Genomic DNA, 17505 nt, shown 5'->3' on the forward strand with positions numbered 1-17505 from the left:
CGCCTGCTCCCCTCACCCCTTCACCGCGCCGCCGAGGAGACCTGCGACGAACTGCTTCTGGAAGATCAGGAACAGCAGCAGCAGGGGCAGTGTCGCCAGCAGCGACCCCAGCATCAGGCCGGAGTAGTCGACGCGGCTCATGCCGATCATCGTGTTCAGCGCGACCGGAACCGTGTAGTTCGCCTCGGTGTTGAGCATGAGCAGCGGCCAGATGAACGCGTTCCACTGGCTGATGAACGTATAGATCACGAGCGCCGCGATCTGCGGCTTCGCGACCGGAAGCACGATCCGATAGAACGTGCGCAGCTCGCTCGCGCCGTCGATCCTGGCCGCCTCGATCAGGCTCGGCGGGAAGTCGAGGAACCCCTGGCGCATCAGGAAGATCCCGAACGCGTTCGCCAGGAACGGCAGGATCACGGCCTGATAGGTGTCGATCCACCCCATGCCGGCCATGATCTGGAACAGCGGGACCAGCAGCACCTGCATCGGGATCATCATCGTCACGAGCACGAGCGCGAGCAGCACGCCGCGTCCACGGAATCGATAGGTGGCGAGCCCGTAGCCGCACATGATGCTGACGATCGAGCTGAAGACCGTGTAGATCACCGCGATCAGCAGGCTGTTGAGCATCACGCGGCTGAAGCCGATGCTCTCCTCCAAGCGGGCGAGGTTCTCCCACAGCGCGTCGCCGGGGAGCACCGGGAGCGGCGTGCCGAACAGCTCCGAACTCGGATGGGTGGAGGCGATGACCATCCACAGGAACGGGATGATCGACACCAGCGAGGCCACGACCAGCAGCAGGTAGAGCGGCAGCCGCAGCATGCGCGAACGGGCGCCGCGCTCCCCCGCTCCGAGGCTGCGGGTGTCGCGGCCGGAGGTGACCAGGGTGCGGGTGGCGAGGTCTGTCATGGCTTCTCCCTCATGACCCGGAACTGCACGACGGCGATGATCGCGGTGATCAGCACCAGCATCCAGGCGATGGCTGATGCGTAGCCGAAGTCGAACTGTCGGAACCCGACCTTGTACAGGTAGAGCACCGGGGTGAGCGTGGCGTCGTTGGGGCCGCCGCCCGTGAGGATGAAGTTCTCGTCGAACAGCTGCAGTGCGCCGATCGTCGAGGTGATCCCCGTGAAGATCAGCACCGGCCGCAGCTGCGGAAGCACCACACTCCAGAACGTCTGCCAGCGTCCGGCGCCGTCGACCTTCGCCGCCTCGTAGAGCTCCGGGGGGATCGACTGCAGGCCGGCGAGGATGATGACCATGTTGTAGCCGGTCCATCGCCAGGTGACGGCGGCGATCACGGAGACACGCGCCCACCACTCGTTGTTCAGCCAGTCGATCGGGGCGACGCCGATCACACCGAGCATCTGGTTCACGGCGCCGCCGTCGGTGGCGAGCAGCACGCGGAACACGACGGCGTAGGCGACCAGCGTGGTCACCGCGGGCAGGAACGTGAGCAGGCGGAATCCCGAACGCCACCGCAGCCATGACTGGTTGAGCAGGTAGGCGAGCCCGACCGCGAGCACCATCATCAGCGGCACCTGGACGATGAGGATCAGTCCCGCGTTGAACAGGCTCTTCGCGATCAGCGGGTCGGAGAACAGCCGCTCGTACTGGCCGAGTCCGACGAAGCTCGTCACGCCGCCCTCGGTGCGGAACAGGCTCTGCCAGAGCGAGGCGCCCAGCGGATAGGCGAAGAAGAACAGGAGCAGGGCGGCAGCCGGCAGCACGAACCAGCGTCCGGCCCTGCCCGGGTCCAGCCGTCGGCGGCCGGACCCGGGCGAGGTCGCGGAGGTCATGGTTACTTCGCGACCTCTCGACCGGTGGAGGTAGCGAGCTGCGCGGCCGCATCGGCGAGCACGGTGGCGGGGTCGGCGCCGTTCAGCACGGCGGCGGCGACGGCGTTGGCGACGATGTCCGAGGCCTCTGCGCTGTCCGAGGTGTAGACGATCGGCGGGATCTGGGCCGTGAGCTCTGCGAAGGTCTCGTAGACCGGCTGACCGCCGAAGTACTCGACCGGCTTCGAGAAGTAGTCCGACTGCAGGGCCGGCAGGTACGAGGGGAAGAGTCCCTCGTTCGTCATCATCGACACCTGGTTGTCGGCATCCGCGAGCACGAAGTCGACGAACGCCGCGGCGAGCTGCGGGTTCTTCGCCTGTGCGGGCACCGCGAGCCCCGATCCGCCGTTGTTCGAGGTGCGGGCGCCGCCCTCGTCGAACACCGGCAACGGGAGCACGGCGTACTTTCCGCTCAGCTCGGGGGCATCGCCCTGCAGCGTGCCGATCCACCAGACGGCGTCGGCGGTCACTGCGGAGTCGCCGTCTTTCGCGGAGGTCACCCTGCCGTCCCATCCGGTGACGTTCTTGATGAGTCCGGCCTGGTTCATCTCCTGCAGCATCGTGAGCACGCGCACGGCTTCGGGAGAGTCGAGCGTGATCTCGCCCGCCTCGTCGAACAGCCCCTGGCCGAGCTGCTGCAGCAGCATCTGGAAGCCGCCACCGGCGGAGAGGTCGGTCGAGAGCAGCGTGTGGCCGGTCTTCTCCTTGATGACCTTGCCCGCCGCGATCAGATCGTCCCACGTCGTGGCGGCCTCGATGTCGACGCCCGCCTGCTCCACGATGTCGGTGCGGTAGTACAGCGCGACGGTGCCGGAGTCCCACGGCGCGATGCGCAAGGACCCGTCGGCATCGGAACCCGCGGACCACTTGAACGGGTCGAAGTCGACTTCATCACCGCCCAGGATCGGGTTCAGGTCGAGCATCCCCTTCGGGAACTGCGTGATGTAGCCGGGGGCGGCATCCGTCTCGATCGTGACCACGTCGGGCAGGCCGGTGCCCGCTTGGAAGCCGACCGACATCTTGTCATAGGCGTTGTCGTAGCCCACGTCGACGACCTTCACGGTCGTGCCCTCGTGGGCCTTCTCGAAGTCGGCCGCGAGCCGCTCCAGGGCGACGGCTCCGACATCCCACGACCACACGGTGATCTCTCCGTCGAGCTTCGCGTCGGGGTCCAGCGCGACCGCGTCGGACCCTCCGGTCGGCACTCCTCCGGTGGCGCATCCGGCGAGCGCGATCCCGACCGCCGCGAGCGCGGCGATCCCTGTGAGCTTCTTCTTCATGTCTGACTCCTTCGTCGTTGAAATGAATATTGAATACAATCGAGTTCCGCAGTGTTCCGGTCGCCGTTCCTGTCGGTTGCCGCCCCGGTAAGCGACAGGAATCGCGACCGGAACGGATGCCGTCAGCTGAGCTGCACGGCGAGGTCGATGAACAGCGCAGCCGACCAGCCGAACGCGGTGGTCGCCGTACGCGCCTTCCGACCTGTGTGCGGGTTGAAGTACTCGTGCGGACCGCCGCCGTGGATCACGAGGGCCACGGTCTGCTCTCGCAGCTCCCGTGCCCGCTCGGGGTACCCCGACGCCTCCAGCCCCTCGGCGACCAGCATGCTCGTGTTGACCCACACCGGTCCGCGCCACATCCGCTCGTCCGAGAAGTCGGGATCCGATGCTGCGACCGTCGGCAGCCCCCAGGGCAGGGCGAAGCGCTCGGGGTCGTCGACGGCCTGGCGCAGCGCATCGGCGATCGGCGCCGGCAACGTGCCCGTGAGCAGCGGCATCAACCCGACGACCGTGTCGCTGAGCTGCGGCTCCCCGCCGCCATACGCGAGGAATCGCCCGAGGTCCGGATCCCACATGCGCAGCAGCCGCTCCTGCGTGCTCTCGGCCCGTTCCCTCAACCGCGAGACGTCGGCATCCGGTTCATAGCGGGTCAGCAGGTCCGCGAGCTCCACGTCCTGTCGCACGAGGTACGCACCCAGGTCGGGAGCAGCTGTCGGCAGTGGACCGTCGAAGATCGGGCTGTCGTCGAGCCCGGAGGAGTACGGGTGCCCGTACTCCGGCATCCCGTCGTGGTCGAGGTCGCTGCCGTCGAACCACCAGTCCTGCGAGCGGACGATGCGGGTCAACTGCCGGCGCGCGTAGTCGGGGGCGTCCTCGGCCTCGAGCACCTTGCGCAGCGCCCACGCGGCGAGCGGTGGTTTGGTGAGCGGCACGGGGGCGCTCGGGTCGGCGATCTGCGATCCGGCTCTGCGCAGGTTCGCACGGTCGCTCTCGGGCAGGTCGTCGCTGGTCGCGAGCACTCCGAGCTCGTGCACCACGTCGGGCAGCTGGCCGTCGGGCTGTGGGAAACGGAACGCGATGTCGAGCTGCTCGCGCGCGAGCTCCGGGTCGCCGTGTCGCAGTCCCACGGCGATGAAGTACGCATCCCACTGCCACAGGCCGACGTAGCCGATCTTCGACGGCACGATCGCCCTGGCATCGCCCAGCGACGGCAGCTCGACGATGTTCGCGCCGAGCACCCACCAGCAGAACGCCGTCATCTCCTGCAGGTCGCCGCGCACACTCGGGCACTTCGCGAACCAGTCGTCCCAGATCGCCTCGGTCGCGGCGAGCGCCGCAGCGTGGTCGCCGGGCTCGACCGTGACGGTGCGGTCGGCGTCGATGCGGAGGCGAAGACCGTCCCCGAGCGGATGCTCCTCGACACTCCCGTCCGGTCGCCGCAGCCGCACCCGCGACCCGGGTTCTCCGCCGAGGCTCAGCGTCGACGGATCGGCGAAGGTCAGCGTCGCCGCAGCAGCGCCGAACGTCACTCGCGCCGGATGCACGTCGGTCACCGCACGCGCCTCGCCTGAGGCGTCCACCACGATCAGCGCATCGAGCACGCGGCACTCCGACAGGCGCCGCTCATACTCCGAGGTGTGCACGCGCACGCCGTTCCCGTCCTCCGCGCGGAAGACGAGCACGCGCGAACGCGGCAACGTGAACGGCGCCGAGGCCAGGTCGAGGTGACGGCCGGCGAGGGCGGCGGCATCCGTCATCATCGCCCTCCCAGCCCCGATGCGGCCATGCTGTTGAGGATCTTCCGCTGACCGATGACGAACACGATCAGCATGGGCACGGTCGCGATCGCCGAGGCCGCCATCACGAGTCCGTAGTTGATCGAGCCCTGCTGTCCCTCGAAGGCGTTCAGCAGCAGGGGAACCGTGAACAGGTCGGGCGAGTTCAACAGCACGAGCGGGAACAGGAAGGCGTTCCACACATCGAGCGCCACGATGATGCTGAGGGCAGCGAGGCCGGGCTTCAGGTTGGGGAGCACGACGCTCCAGAAGATGCGCCAGCGACCGGCACCGTCGACGATCGCCGCTTCTTCCAGCTCACGCGGCAGAGCCAGCACGAACTGCCGCATCAGGAACACCGCGAACGGGTTCGCCATGATGCCCGGGACGATCAGCGCGAGGTGCGAATCCACCCAGCCGAGGTTCGACATCAGCAGATAGAAGGGGATCAGCGTCACCTGCTTCGGGATCATCTGCGTCGCGAGGAAGACGATGAAGAGCACCTTGCTGCCGCGGAACCGGATGCGCGCGAACGCATATCCCGCCATCGACGCCGTGAGCAGCGTGCCGACCACCACGAGGATCGCGATGTACGCGCTGTTCAGGTACGCCTGGCCGAACGGGACCGCGTTCCAGGCCTGGGTGTAGTTGTCGAACGTCCAGGGATCCGGGAGGAACTGCAGCGGGTTCTTCAGCAGCTGCGGCAGGGTCTTGAACGAGGTCAGCAGCATCCAGATGAACGGGAACACCATGCCGATCCCTGCCACCACGAGCACCACGTGCAGCAGGGTCGAACCGAGCCGGCGGCGTGCGCGGTCGACGGCGGGGCCGCCACGGCCACGGGACCGGTAGCCGGGCGCAGTGATCGCGATGGTGGAGTCCGTGGCCGGAGCAGGGCCGGTCAGCGGGGGCGTCTGAATGCTCATGCGGGGTCATCCTCGTAGTGGACGAATTTCTTCTGCGCGCCGAACTGCACCGCGGTGATGACGAGCGTGAGCAGGAGCAGGATGATGCTCGCGGCGCTGGACGGACCGAACTCGAACCGCCCGAAGCCCAGATCGAAGATGTGGTAGACGATCGTGCGGGTCGCGTTGTCGGGGCCGGCGTCCTGCACCAGCACATAGACCGTGTCGAACGTCTGCAGCGACGAGATGAACGCGACCACCGACGAGAAGAAGACGATCGGGGAGAGCAGCGGCAGGCGGATGCTGGTGAACAGCCGCCACGGGCCGGCACCGTCGATGCGCGCCGCCTCGATCACCGAGGGTGAGATGTTCTGCAATCCGGCGAGGAAGATCACGACGTTGAGGCCCATCGACGACCAGATGGTGACGATGCAGACGGCGAGGAGGGCCAGCTTCGGGTCCTGCAGCCAGTCGGGCGGGGTGACCCCGAAGACCTTCGCGATCGTGGTGGACAGCAGCCCGTCGGAGCGGAACATCTGCTGCCAGATCATCGCCACCGCGACCGTCGAGGTCACGACCGGGGCGAAGAACAGGATCAGGTAGAGCGTGCGCGTCTTGAGCTTCTCGAGTGCGACGGCGACGATCACCGAGAGGCCGAGGCCGATGGGGACCGTGACGATCGCGATGATGAGCGTGTTGAGGATCGCCCGACCGAGGAGCGGGTCGGTCAGCTGATCGGCGAAGTTGGCGAAACCCACCCAGGTGAGATCGGTCAGCCCGTCCCAGTCCGCGAAAGCGAGCACCAGGCTGGCGGCGAACGGCAGCACGACGAACAGCCCCATGCCGATCATCTGGGGGCCGACGAAGACGTACCCCCACAGCCGGTCGCGGCGACGCCAGAGCGCCTCCTTGCGCAGGGGCGGGGCGGATGCCGCAGGGGTGACCTGCGGCATCCGCCCGTTCTCGGTGAGAGTGCTCACTCCTACTTCTCCGACCGTTCCTTGACCACGTCGGCGATGGTGTCGAGCGTCTCCTGCGCGTCGGCCTTGCCCTGGTACAGCTTCAGGAACTCGTCGGCGATGGCGGTCGGCAGACCGGGAACGCGCGCCTCGGCGGGGTAGTCCTCGAACCCGATGTCGCGCATGTCGAGGAAGGTCTGGGCGTGTGCGGGATAGTCGTCCTCGAGCACGACCTCGTCAGCGCCCTTGATCGAGGGGACCGCATTGCCGCCGCCCTGTAGACGGAAGGTCTGCCCCTCGGCGGAGAGGAACTCGGTCCAGAACGTGAACGCCGCGTCCTTCACCTTGGTCTTGCCGTTGATCGCGAGGAAGCTGGTCGCCACGCCGGTGGGAGCAGCTTCGCCGTCAGGGGTCGGCCACTGCACGATGTCGTAGCTGTCCTGCTCGCCCGTCGCATCGACCGTGCCGATCGTGTAGCGGCCCTGCACGAAGAAGCCGGCCTTGTGCGTGACGAACACGCTGTCGGCGCCCGCACCGTCAGGAAGGGTGTCGGCGACGACGAAGGTGCCGTCCTCGAACAGGTCGCCGAGCTGCTGCACCGACTCGACGGTCGCGGCGTCCTTATTCGCGACGAAGGCACCGGAATCGTCATAGGGAGCATCGAGGCCCTGCGACGAGAGCCAGCTCCAGTGCGTCGCCCAGTAGTTCCAGTACATGGTGCCGGTGAGGCCCGCGTCGTGGAGCTTCTCGTTCATCTCCAGGAACTTGTCGGTGGTCCACTCGCCGTTCTCGGCGAGGGTCGCCGGGTCCTCCGTGATCCCTGCGGCCGCCAGCGCCTGCTTGTCGTACCAGAACACGTCGGGGTTCGAGTCGTTCGGGGCGGCGTACACCTCGCCGTCGTTCTCGGCAGCACCGAAGAGCCCGGGGAAGAAGTCATCCTTCTTCGTCTTGCTGTCCTTCGAGTCCATCAGGTCACTCAGCGGCATGAGCCGGTTCGAGTCGACGAACTGGCCGATCTTGTCGTCGCCCACGTAGAACACGTCGGGCGCGGTGTTGCTGGTGAGCTGAGCGAGCAGCTTGGAGTGGTAGTCGCCATAGTCCGCCACGGGCTGCAGCTTGACCTTGATGTCGGGGTGGCGCTCCATGAAGTCCTTATTGAACTCCTCGTAGCGGGTGAGCTCGTCGGCCGTGCCCCAGGTCGACCAGACGACGGTGGCGTTGCCGTCGGCGTCGACGCCTCCACCGCCTCCTCCACCCCCACCGCTGCACGCGGCGAGTCCGAGTGCCAGAGCGCCGGCGGCACCCAGTGCCAGATACCGCGTCACGTTCGCACGTGCCATCTCGCTACCTCTTTCATCATTGGAAGATCAGGTCGGGATCGCCCCTTCGGGCGTACTGGTATTCTGTATACAGAACGCAATCCTGTCAAGGAAGGGGCGACGGACCTGCCCATCGAGACCATCCCGTGACGTGCGGCCCGGACCATGGCGCAGACTGTCTTCATGACCGATCCCGATCCGCACCTGCTCGGCCCCGGACTCCTCCCGACACCATTCACCGCCGCCGAGATCCGCGACGCCACCGGCACGGGGATGGTGATCCACCTGCTGCTCGAAGGCCCCGACGGACCGATGGGCGAGCACGTCAACCGCTTCCACGACACCGATGACGAGGGAGCGACGCTCGACCGCTGGGCAGCGGAGGACCCCAAGGCCGTCGTCTCGAATCGGGTGACCTGGGCGGAACTGCAGGGCCATGCCGCCTTCGACGCCGGCACGACGAGCGTGTCGACCGTGAGCCTGACGACCCCGCTCGGTGCGCTCACCTGCCGCCGGTACGACACCGATGACGGCATCTTCTGGTTCTCGATCGACCACCCGGGCATGCCGGTGCAGTACGAGTCCGACGGCCTGCGCACGACCGTGCTGAGCATCGAGAACGACTGAGGGCGCGCGCCGGGAGGACGCACCGTGTGCGGCGGAGAACTCCGCGTCGGGCGGACAGCCACGCGGCACGGCTCCTCCCGACACAGAGAACTCCGCCCCACGCCGGGTCCACCCGACGCGGTTCTCGCCGCAACCCGCCCGCACCACACGAACGTCGGCGTCCCGGCGTAGGGTCGCACCATGAGCAGCACAGCATCCGGAGAACGTCATGGAGTGGTCCCCTCTTACCTGCTCGCGCGTCTGGCCGAATCAGGCCGATTCCCCAAGGCCGCCGCAGCTGCGAGACAGACGCTGACCGCCGGTCGACCGCCCTTCCGCGCGCGCATCGACCTGTCGATCGACGAGAACGGCGACCTCGTGGCGCAGCTGTCCGATGCCCCCAACCGCACGATCAGCGACGCCGGCAACACGCAGCAGCTGCCCGGCGCGGTCGTGCGAGGCGAAGACGATGCCCCGGTCGATGACACCGCGGTGAATGAGGCCTTCGACGGCCTCGGCGCCACGTTCGAGATGCTGCTGGCCGCGTTCGAGCGCAACTCTCTCGACGACGCGGGCGCCCCGCTGGATGCGACCGTGCACTACGGCGTCGACTACGACAACGCGTTCTGGGACGGCGAGCGCATGGTCTTCGGCGATGGAGACGGCGAGGTGTTCCAGCACTTCACCGGCTCGCTCACCGTCATCGGCCACGAGCTCGCACACGGCGTGGTGCAGCACACCGCCAACCTCGAATACCAGGGGCAGCCGGGTGCCCTGAACGAGTCGATCGCCGACGTGTTCGGCGCCCTGACCGAGCAGTACGCCCTGAGCCAGACGGCCGACCAGGCGACGTGGCTCATCGGTGCCGAGATCTTCACCGACGCCGTCGAGGGCGCGGCGCTGCGCTCGATGATCGCACCCGGCACCGCGTATGACGACGATGAGCTCGGCCGGGATCCGCAGCCCGACCACATGAGCGGCTTCGTCCGCACCACCGAAGACAACGGCGGGGTGCACATCAACTCAGGCATCCCCAACCGTGCATTCGCCCTCTTCGCGATCGACCTCGGCGGCAATGCCTGGGAGCGGGCGGGAACAGTCTGGTACCGCGCTCTCACCGGCGGCCTGTCGAGCACCGCGACCTTCACGCAGTTCGCCGACGCGACAGTCGCCGCGGCCACGGACATCGATGCCGCCACAGCCGCAGCAGCTCGACGGGCGTGGACGACCGTGGGAGTCTATGAGGATGAGCGAGTCCCCTCCACCGACTGACGCGCAGGTCGTGATCGCGGTGGTGCGCACCGGCGGCATCGCCGGCATCCGCCGTCAGTGGCATGTGGAAGCCGGCACTGACGACGCGGCGGAGTGGATCGATCTGATCGACCGCTGCCCGTGGGATCAGGAGCGGGACGGCGGACCCGGCGCCGATCGGTTCATGTGGAGCATCCAGGCGCGCACACCATCCGAGCGGCGCGAGCGCGAACTGCCCGACTCCGCGCTCGAAGGCCCTTGGCGGGCACTCGTCGAGGCCGTGCGCGCGGCCTCGGTCTGACGCCGTCAGTCGACGTACGCTCTCAGGTGAGCCGTCTGCCGACGGCGACACGAAGAGGGGGCTCGTGCTGACGATAGAAGAAGCTGAACGACTGCTCGGTGCGGCACGCGAAGCACACACCCGCGGCGATCCTCTCCTGCACCTGCACGTCGAGGTCAGCCGCCTCACCGGTGCCCCGTCGTCCTGGGGTTCGGCGGCGAACGACTACCTCCAGAACGAGAGCGTCGGCTACTTCCTCAGCGAGGTCGAGAGGGTCGGTTGGCGCCTCGAGCACACGGGATACGCCTTCGTCGGATCGGGCGCCACCACATCCGATCGGGTGATGAGCACCGGAACGGGCGTCGTGAATCACGGCGCCGTCTCGGGATACTTCACCTTCCGGCGCGCGGCCTCGGCCTGACAGCCACGACGTCGGCGACGACCACCGGAGCCGCATCCGATCAATCCCGTGTGAATCCGGCCTCCTCACGGCGGCTCGGGGTCACAATGGAACTCATGGGACTGTTCCAGCAGAAGCCTGAAGAACAAGAGAACCAGTGGGTGCTGCCCTCGGAGCCGCTCGAACGCTCCGAGTCCGAGGTGCTCGACACCGCGCCCGTCGTCGATCCACTGTCGATCGGGCTCGGCGCGGAGACCAGCGGCGACCTGAGCTCGGTCCTGTTCCCGGTCGCGCCCCCGGTCCCCGAGGCCGCCTCGACCGGTGACGCCGAGCCGCTGGACGCCGAGCCGCTGGACGCCGAGCCGCTGGACGACGACCCGCTGGACGACGACCCGCTGGACGACGACCCCGAAGACGACTGACCGACTGCTCGCCCTTCACGCGACAGGCGACGTCGCGCTCACCGTTACGGTTGAGGGATGACGATCACCGCCGCCGCAGACGGCTCCGCCCTGGGCAACCCCGGCCCCAACGGCTGGGCCTGGTACATCGACGACGACAACTGGGCGGCCGGCGGATCGCCGCACGGCACCAATAACCAGGGGGAACTGCGAGCGGTGCTCGAACTGCTGCTCGCGACGGCGGGCACCGACGAGAAACTGCTGATCGAATGCGACAGCCGCTACGTGATCGACTCCGTGACGAAGTGGATGCCGGGCTGGAAGCGCAAGGGCTGGCGCAAGTCCGACGGCGGCCCCGTGCTCAACCGCGACCTGCTGGAGGGCATCGACGAGGCCATCCGCGGCCGTGACGTCGAGTTCTCCTGGGTCAAGGGGCACGCGGGGCACCCGCTGAACGAGGCCGCCGACGAACGTGCGAACGCCGCGGCCAAGGCATACCAGGCGAAGCAGGAACCACGTCGAGGACCGGGCTTCACCCGCGGCACGGATGCCGGAGCCGCGGTCGCCGCGTCGGCGCCGGTCGCCGCTTCCGCCCCCGCTCGGGCGGCCTCGCCGACGATGGCCTCCGCCGCCTCCCCGACCGCTGCGTCCGCCGTCGCCGAGCCGTTGTGGGCCGAGGCATCCGATCTCCTCGACGGCCTGGATGCGCCCGACGACGACCCGATCGAACTGCGCATCCCGCTCTCGTCCGACGAGCACGCGCGGCTGCGCGACCGCGCCGAAGCTCAGGGCGTCTCGCTCGAAGAGGCGCTCCGCCGCCTGATCTGAGCCCAGCGACCGAGGCGTACACTCGCACCATGTCGACTCCCGCCCGCACCATCGGCCGCATCTTCCTCGGCGCCTCCCTCGTCTTCGCGGGGGTCTCGCACCTCACGATCGCCCGCGAGGAGTTCCAGGCGCAGGTGCCGGAGTCGCTGCCGCTGGACCCCGACACCACGGTGCTCGCCTCGGGCGTGGCCGAGGTCGCGCTCGGCTCCGCGCTGCTGCTGGCACGGCGCCGTCGACGTGCGGTCGGCACGTTCGCCGCCCTGTTCTTCGTCGCTGTGTTTCCCGGCAACGTGGCGCAGTGGATGCACCACCGTGACGGATTCGGGCTCGACACGGACATGAAGCGCTTCGTGCGGCTGTTCTTCCAGCCCGTGCTCGTCGCGCTGGCCCTGTGGTCGACCCGCGAACCCCGACGCTGACTCACGCCACGTCCTCTCCACCACCAGAACGCTGACCCTCCGCGCATGACGGGTCCTCCGAGCTGCGGTCCGTAGACTCGGCTGATGACGGAATGGGTGGTGACGCAGCGGTGAAGGCCCGCACCGTCTTCGGCCTGCTCCGCCTCGGCGCTGCCGCCGTCTGCCTGGTCGCACTCATCCATCGACTCGCCTGGGGACTGGCGTCGAACACCATCGCGAGCCAGAACTTCTTCGCGTATCTGACCAACCAGTCGAACATCGCGTTCGTGGTGCTGCTGAGCATCGCGGGGGTCATCGCCCTGCGCACGGCTCGCGATCCGCGCTGGCTCACGGTCGCCCTGGCGCTCGTGCTGACCTGGACGATCACCGCCGGACTCGTGTTCGCCATCCTGGTCTGGCAGGCCGGCATCCGCGGCATCCGCATCGATGTGCCCTGGTCGGATCAGGTGCTGCACTTCTGGCTCCCCGCCGTGACGGTGGCAGCGTGGGCGCTGGCCCCCGGACACCGCTCCGTCCCCTGGCGGGTGATTCCGGTGACGCTCGCCTACCCGGTGATCTGGGGTGTCGCCACCATGATCCGCGGGCCGCTCATCGGCTGGTATCCGTACTACTTCCTCGACCCGCGACAGGTGAGCGGCCCGATGGAGTTCATCCTCTCGTCGGCGATCGCTCTCGGCACCTTCGCCGCGGTCGCCACCGTCCTCGTGCTCGTCAGCCGCATGCCGCTGCCGAGACGACTGCGCGTGGACGTCGACGCGAGCTCCGAGACCCCGACACCCGAGCAGGCGCCGATCGGTGAACGTATCGGTCAGACGTAGAGGGCCAGCGAGGCGAGGGCCGCTTCGATGGCCTCGTCCTCGTCGAGCTTCGCGAACTCGGCGGCCGCGGCACCTCCCACGATGCCCACGAGCACGTTCTCGCCGGTCGCGGGTCGCAGGTTGATCCAGGTCGGGATCACCACATCGGCGCCGACCGCGTGCCAGATCGCCTCTTCGTTCTCCCAGAACGGCTCGTCCCACCGCAGCCACACGGTCTCGATCGCGCCCATGCCGAGCGCCGACACCGCACCGCGGTTGGAGAACGGCAGGGGTGGGTCGAACTCGATGCTGCGGTCCTGGAGCACACCCAGCGGCACGGTCACGAGCACGCGGTCGAACGACAGCGCCTCTCCGGTGCCGAGGCGCACGCTCACTCCGGAGTCGTCGTACGCGAGGCGAGCGACCGGGGAGTTGAGCCCCACCTTGACGCCGTCCAGGGCCTGCTCGATGAATGGCGTGACGTCGCCGGTCGCCGCCTTCGGGTCTCCTGTCGGCAGTGGCGGCGCGAACCAGCTGGACAGTTCGTCGGCTCCGGCACCGGTGCGGGCGGCGAGGATCGCGAGCAGCGCAGTCGTCGCGGGGTCGGCGGTATCGATTCCGGCGGCGGTCAGAGCATCAGCCACCGAGGAGTCTTCGGGCGCGGCCTGTGCCGTCGTGATCGCCGCGTCGAAGGGCTGAGGGTCGACCGGGTCGACAGCTCCGTCGGGTCCGCGCCAGATCTCGCCGGCCAGTTCGACGACGCCGACCTCTCCCTCGCTCATCCGGTCGAGCACGTCGGCGTCGTCTGCGCCGAAGAGCCAGGCGCCGAGCTGCACCGGCACGGGCCACGATTCGTCGACGCGGGAGTAGACCCGCCCACCGACGCGATCCCTGGCCTCGAAGACCGTCACCTCCAGCCCTCCCTCGGCGAGCAGAGCGGCAGCGGTGGCTCCGGCGAGCCCTGCGCCGACGACGGCGACACGCTCTCCCGAGGTCGCCGGGATCAGGAGTTCCTCGGCCGCGCGCGCACCGGAGCCGATCGCGCCGCGCACCGTTCCGGGAGCATCCTCATCCGTCGCCTCCCCCGCGAAGAACAGGCGCCCGTCGACGGGCTTCCCCAGCGCGAGACGCGTGCCGGCCAGCACGCCCACTGGCGTGAAGCTGGCGGCGCCGAGCGCGAACGGATCGGTGGTCCAGGTGCTGCGGATGCTGCCGGCTGCCGCCGGGACACCGGGCGGAGGCTCGGGCTCGCGCGTGCGAGTGGGCGTCGGCGTGGGTGCCGGTTCCGGAGTGCAGGAGGCGAGAAGCACCGAAGCGACACCGGCTCCGGCGCCGAGGAGCAGAGTGCGGCGCGTGATCCTCATCGTGTCGCCACCTTATCCCGAACACCTGCGTGGAGGTGTGGCGCCTCGATGCTCGGCCTCGCCGGGTCAGACCGAAACGCCGGGTCAGGCCGTCTCGGGGGGAGATCGGCCTGCCCCGGCGTGAACGCCTGAAACGGCGACTGCTTGCGCGCAGATGCAGCGTCAGACGGAGAGCAGCTCCCGCTCCAGGCGGGCGAACGACGACTCCATGCCGTCGGCCATGCCGGTGGCGAGGATCATGTCGCGCGTCTCCTTGTCGGGATACTCGATGAGCAGCGTGACGAGAGTCGCGCCGTCCTCCTCATACAGGTTCAGATCGTTGAGCGTCTCGGTGGGCATGCCCTGCATCCGCTCGGTGCTGACCGCCCGGCGCGGGGCGTCGATCAGCAGCGCCTCACCTTCGAACCCGAACGGCTGCCCCTCGGTGTCGCCGACCGGCGCCCAGGAGTTCCGGTACGACTGGCCCACCTCGGTGGCGGCCACGCACTCCGTCATCTCCCAGCCGTCGGGTCCGAGCATCCACTTGCGGATGAGCTCGGGCTCGAAGTGCGCGCGCCAGACCAGCTCCCGCGGCCCCTCGACCAGGCGGGTGATGCGCACGTGGGTGTCGTCGAGCAGCTCCACCCGTGTGCCCTTGCCCTGCGCGTACTCGCGGAGATCCTGCAGCACGGTGTCGAGCTGCGCCATCGCCATCTTGATGCCTTCGACCTGGCCCATCTCGACGACCTGCTCGAGCGCGTCGACGGAGTCGAAGTGGCTCGTGGTCACCATACGGGTGCCCTCGGCGGTGGGCTCGAACGAGAACGACATCCGCTGTGCGGGGAATCCGTCGAGCGGCTTTCCCTCCTCGTCGACGAACGAGTCGATGACCTCGAAGCCGTGCGGCGCGTCGATCGATACGAATTCCCACGCACCCGACGACTTCTCGCCGCGCGGACCGTTCATCGAGTAGACGGCACGCCCGCCGACGGTGTGGTCCCAGGCGGTGAAGGTGGCCGGCCATCCGGGAGGACCCCAGAAGCGCTCGAGCTGACGCGGGTCGGAGTACGCGCTCCAGACGCGGTCGATGGGGGCCGCGAAGTCGGCGACCACGGTCATGGTCAGGTTCTCGGCATCGGTGGTGACGTCGGTGACAGGCATGTTCAGTCTCCTTGTTCGTTCTTCGTGGTGTCGCTCGTGTCGGATGAGCTGGGCCGAGGCGTCTCGGCCAGCAGGTCGTCGAGTCGGGCGATGCGCGACCGCCACAGCTCTTCGTATCGGGCGAGGAGCGCCCTGGCGCGGGCGATCATCTCGGGGTTCGCGCGGACGAGCCGCTCGCGTCCCTCGGCGCGCTTGACGATGAGGTTCGCGGCCTCGAGCACGGCGACGTGCTTCTGCACCGCGGCGAACGACATCTCGTATTCGGAGGCGAGGGTCGAGACCGACTGCTCACGCTCGATCGTCCGGCGCAGGATGTCGCGCCGGGTCGACGTCGCCAGTGCGTGGAAGACACGGTCGACCTCCGCTTCGCTCAGTTCTCTTTGTGCAACCATTTGGTTGTACGTTATGCCCGCGGAGCGGGTGTGTCAAGAGGGAAAGTGTCGAGATCGCACTCTCGCGCCATAGACGGGGTGGGTATACTCCCCGATCAACAGAATGGAACACTTAACATGTTACGTAATATTGATCCCGGGCCGACGCAGGGTTCCACGACGGCGGTGCGGGTCTCCGCCGCGGTCGCTCTGACGCTGGCTCTCGTCGCCACCTCGACCACGCCGGTCTTCGCCCAATCCCCGATGGGTCGCGGTGGAGCAGATGCCGCCCATCGCGCACTCGACGATCTCGAGGAGTCGCTGGTGTGGCGATCCGACGCGAAGACCACCTATGGCGCCGTCGTTCCCGCGGTGAACGAAGCGATCCTCGCTCTGGACGAAGATCGCTCGAGGATCCCGCAGTACGAGAGCTTCAAGACGGCGTTGGAGCGGCTTCAGGTGGAATCCACCTATCTGCTCGATCTCGCCACGCAGCCCGGATACCAACCGGGCGTGCTCGATTCCGTGATGTTCCTTCAGGGTTCGGTGGCGGAATGGCAGTACCGCGTGGCATCGATGGACGACTCTCTGAAGAAACGCGACAAGACCCGCCCGGCGCGAGTGGAAGGATCGCGTGCCGATGTCAGCGCTCAGACGCAACCGGGCACGGTGTTCCGTGATCTTCCCGGCCTCCCGGAGATGGTCGTGGTGCCGAAGGGCGACTACGTTGCGGGGGCGACAGCGGAGGAACAGCAGATCTGGAACGTCCCGGAGAACCGTCGTGATTTCGAGACGCCCCAGCGCGACGTCACGATCAGTGAGGCACTCGCCTTCGGCACGACCGAGGTGACGGTCGGTCAGTTCAGTGCGTTCGTCAAAGAGACGAAGTATCGTCCTCGCGGTGGAGCTCGATGGTGGAACCCGCGGGATCCTTCCGCCATGCAGTTCAACGCTGCGCTGGACTACCTGAATCCTGGATTCCCCCAGACGACCGATTCTCCCGTCGTCGCGATCACGCGCGAAGATGCGAACGCGTACGCGTCATGGCTCAGTGCGAAGACGGGGGAAACCTATCGACTCCCCAGCGAAGATGAATGGGAGTGGGCGGCGCGTGGCGGTGCGACCACGACGTTCTACTGGGGTGACGACCTCTCTCGCGTGAACGAGTACGCGAACAGCTTCGACCTCTCGTCGAAGGAGACCAACGGATTCGGCTGGGACAGCACCGGCGTCGACGACGGCTACCCGTACACCGCGCCGGTGGCAAGCTTCGCGCCCAACGGGTATGGGCTGTACGACGTGACCGGGAACGCGCGTGAATTCGTCGCGGACGACTGGGTACAGGATCTCTCCGCCGCAGCGAACGACGGGAGCCCGCATGACGGCGGAGTACCGTTCCCCGTCGTGCGTGGGGGCGCGTGGAACTATCAGCCCCAGAATCTGCGACTGGACTATCGCAGCGCCTACTATTCGTCGGAGACCGCGACCAACATGTTCGGATTCCGCCTCGTGCGCGTGCTCTGAACGGCGACGAAGACCGTCCACCACATGCCGCGGAGCGTCCTCGCCGAT

General features: G+C 67.9%; 19 protein-coding genes. 9 read left to right on the top strand and 10 right to left on the bottom strand.

Annotated elements, in window-relative coordinates; translation table 11 throughout:
- Positions 1 to 12: 12 nt before the first annotated feature.
- The 7 genes from L687_RS24255 to L687_RS24285 form a co-directional block, all read right to left on the bottom strand.
- Positions 13 to 909, bottom strand: a complete 897-nt coding sequence (locus L687_RS24255; RefSeq protein WP_021198386.1) for a carbohydrate ABC transporter permease — start codon at positions 907 to 909, stop codon at positions 13 to 15.
- Entirely contained in the window at positions 906 to 1799 is an 894-nt protein-coding gene (locus L687_RS24260) for a carbohydrate ABC transporter permease (protein WP_021198387.1), read from the bottom strand. Before L687_RS24260 ends, L687_RS24255 begins: the two co-directional genes overlap by 4 nt.
- Positions 1800 to 1801: 2 nt before the next feature.
- Complete coding sequence (locus L687_RS24265; protein ID WP_021198388.1) at positions 1802 to 3118, bottom strand: ABC transporter substrate-binding protein; 1317 nt, start codon at positions 3116 to 3118, stop codon at positions 1802 to 1804.
- A 122-nt stretch (positions 3119 to 3240) separates the two neighbouring features.
- Positions 3241 to 4878 (bottom strand): amylo-alpha-1,6-glucosidase, encoded by a 1638-nt coding sequence (locus tag L687_RS24270; protein WP_152525840.1) that lies wholly within the window; start codon positions 4876 to 4878, stop codon positions 3241 to 3243.
- Positions 4875 to 5819: a carbohydrate ABC transporter permease gene (locus L687_RS24275; protein ID WP_021198390.1), complete on the bottom strand. Its 945-nt coding sequence runs from the start codon at positions 5817 to 5819 to the stop codon at positions 4875 to 4877. Before L687_RS24275 ends, L687_RS24270 begins: the two co-directional genes overlap by 4 nt.
- Positions 5816 to 6778, bottom strand: a complete 963-nt coding sequence (locus L687_RS24280; protein WP_021198391.1) for a carbohydrate ABC transporter permease — start codon at positions 6776 to 6778, stop codon at positions 5816 to 5818. The genes L687_RS24275 and L687_RS24280 overlap by 4 nt, the downstream gene beginning before the upstream one ends.
- Before the next feature lie 2 nt (positions 6779 to 6780).
- A complete protein-coding gene (locus L687_RS24285; RefSeq protein ID WP_021198392.1) occupies positions 6781 to 8097 on the bottom strand; it encodes an ABC transporter substrate-binding protein in 1317 nt (438 codons plus the stop codon).
- 162 nt (positions 8098 to 8259) lie between these two features.
- On the opposite strand from L687_RS24285, the gene L687_RS24290 reads away from it, so the two are divergent.
- From L687_RS24290 to L687_RS24320, 8 genes are all read left to right on the top strand, one after another.
- The gene (locus L687_RS24290; RefSeq protein WP_029260126.1) at positions 8260 to 8703 is read left to right on the top strand and encodes a hypothetical protein; all 444 of its coding nucleotides are present in this window, start codon (positions 8260 to 8262) and stop codon (positions 8701 to 8703) included.
- A 180-nt stretch (positions 8704 to 8883) separates the two neighbouring features.
- Positions 8884 to 9954: a M4 family metallopeptidase gene (locus L687_RS24295; RefSeq protein ID WP_031206692.1), complete on the top strand. Its 1071-nt coding sequence runs from the start codon at positions 8884 to 8886 to the stop codon at positions 9952 to 9954.
- Entirely contained in the window at positions 9929 to 10234 is a 306-nt protein-coding gene (locus tag L687_RS24300; RefSeq protein ID WP_031206693.1) for a protealysin inhibitor emfourin, read from the top strand. The genes L687_RS24295 and L687_RS24300 overlap by 26 nt, the downstream gene beginning before the upstream one ends.
- 64 nt (positions 10235 to 10298) lie before the next feature.
- Positions 10299 to 10634 (top strand): hypothetical protein, encoded by a 336-nt coding sequence (locus L687_RS24305; protein ID WP_021198396.1) that lies wholly within the window; start codon positions 10299 to 10301, stop codon positions 10632 to 10634.
- A gap of 95 nt (positions 10635 to 10729) precedes the next feature.
- Entirely contained in the window at positions 10730 to 11035 is a 306-nt protein-coding gene (locus tag L687_RS0120715) for a hypothetical protein (protein ID WP_021198397.1), read from the top strand.
- A 57-nt stretch (positions 11036 to 11092) separates the two neighbouring features.
- Positions 11093 to 11842 carry a ribonuclease H family protein gene (locus L687_RS24310; protein WP_021198398.1) on the top strand — a complete coding sequence of 250 codons (750 nt, stop codon included), beginning with the start codon at positions 11093 to 11095 and terminating at the stop codon, positions 11840 to 11842.
- Between the two features lie 29 nt (positions 11843 to 11871).
- Positions 11872 to 12261 carry a DoxX family protein gene (locus L687_RS24315; protein ID WP_021198399.1) on the top strand — a complete coding sequence of 130 codons (390 nt, stop codon included), beginning with the start codon at positions 11872 to 11874 and terminating at the stop codon, positions 12259 to 12261.
- A gap of 92 nt (positions 12262 to 12353) precedes the next feature.
- Positions 12354 to 13079: a Pr6Pr family membrane protein gene (locus tag L687_RS24320; RefSeq protein ID WP_021198400.1), complete on the top strand. Its 726-nt coding sequence runs from the start codon at positions 12354 to 12356 to the stop codon at positions 13077 to 13079.
- On the opposite strand, the gene L687_RS24325 is transcribed toward L687_RS24320, so the two are convergent.
- The 3 genes from L687_RS24325 to L687_RS24335 all read right to left on the bottom strand — a co-directional run bounded on the left by L687_RS24325 (position 13070) and on the right by L687_RS24335 (position 15954).
- Positions 13070 to 14422: a flavin monoamine oxidase family protein gene (locus tag L687_RS24325; protein WP_021198401.1), complete on the bottom strand. Its 1353-nt coding sequence runs from the start codon at positions 14420 to 14422 to the stop codon at positions 13070 to 13072. The genes L687_RS24320 and L687_RS24325 overlap by 10 nt on opposite strands.
- A gap of 162 nt (positions 14423 to 14584) precedes the next feature.
- Positions 14585 to 15562 carry an SRPBCC family protein gene (locus tag L687_RS24330; RefSeq protein WP_021198402.1) on the bottom strand — a complete coding sequence of 326 codons (978 nt, stop codon included), beginning with the start codon at positions 15560 to 15562 and terminating at the stop codon, positions 14585 to 14587.
- Between the two features lie 2 nt (positions 15563 to 15564).
- On the bottom strand, positions 15565 to 15954 hold the full coding sequence (locus L687_RS24335; protein WP_021198403.1) for an ArsR/SmtB family transcription factor: 390 nt from the start codon (positions 15952 to 15954) through the stop codon (positions 15565 to 15567).
- Between the two features lie 117 nt (positions 15955 to 16071).
- Here L687_RS24335 and L687_RS24340 point away from each other — a divergent pair, with 117 nt between their 5' ends.
- Complete coding sequence (locus tag L687_RS24340) at positions 16072 to 17457, top strand: formylglycine-generating enzyme family protein (protein ID WP_084487230.1); 1386 nt, start codon at positions 16072 to 16074, stop codon at positions 17455 to 17457.
- The last annotated feature ends 48 nt before the right edge of the window (positions 17458 to 17505 follow it).

Source organism: Microbacterium maritypicum MF109 (genome assembly GCF_000455825.1).
Taxonomy (GTDB): Bacteria; Actinomycetota; Actinomycetes; order Actinomycetales; family Microbacteriaceae; genus Microbacterium; species Microbacterium maritypicum_A.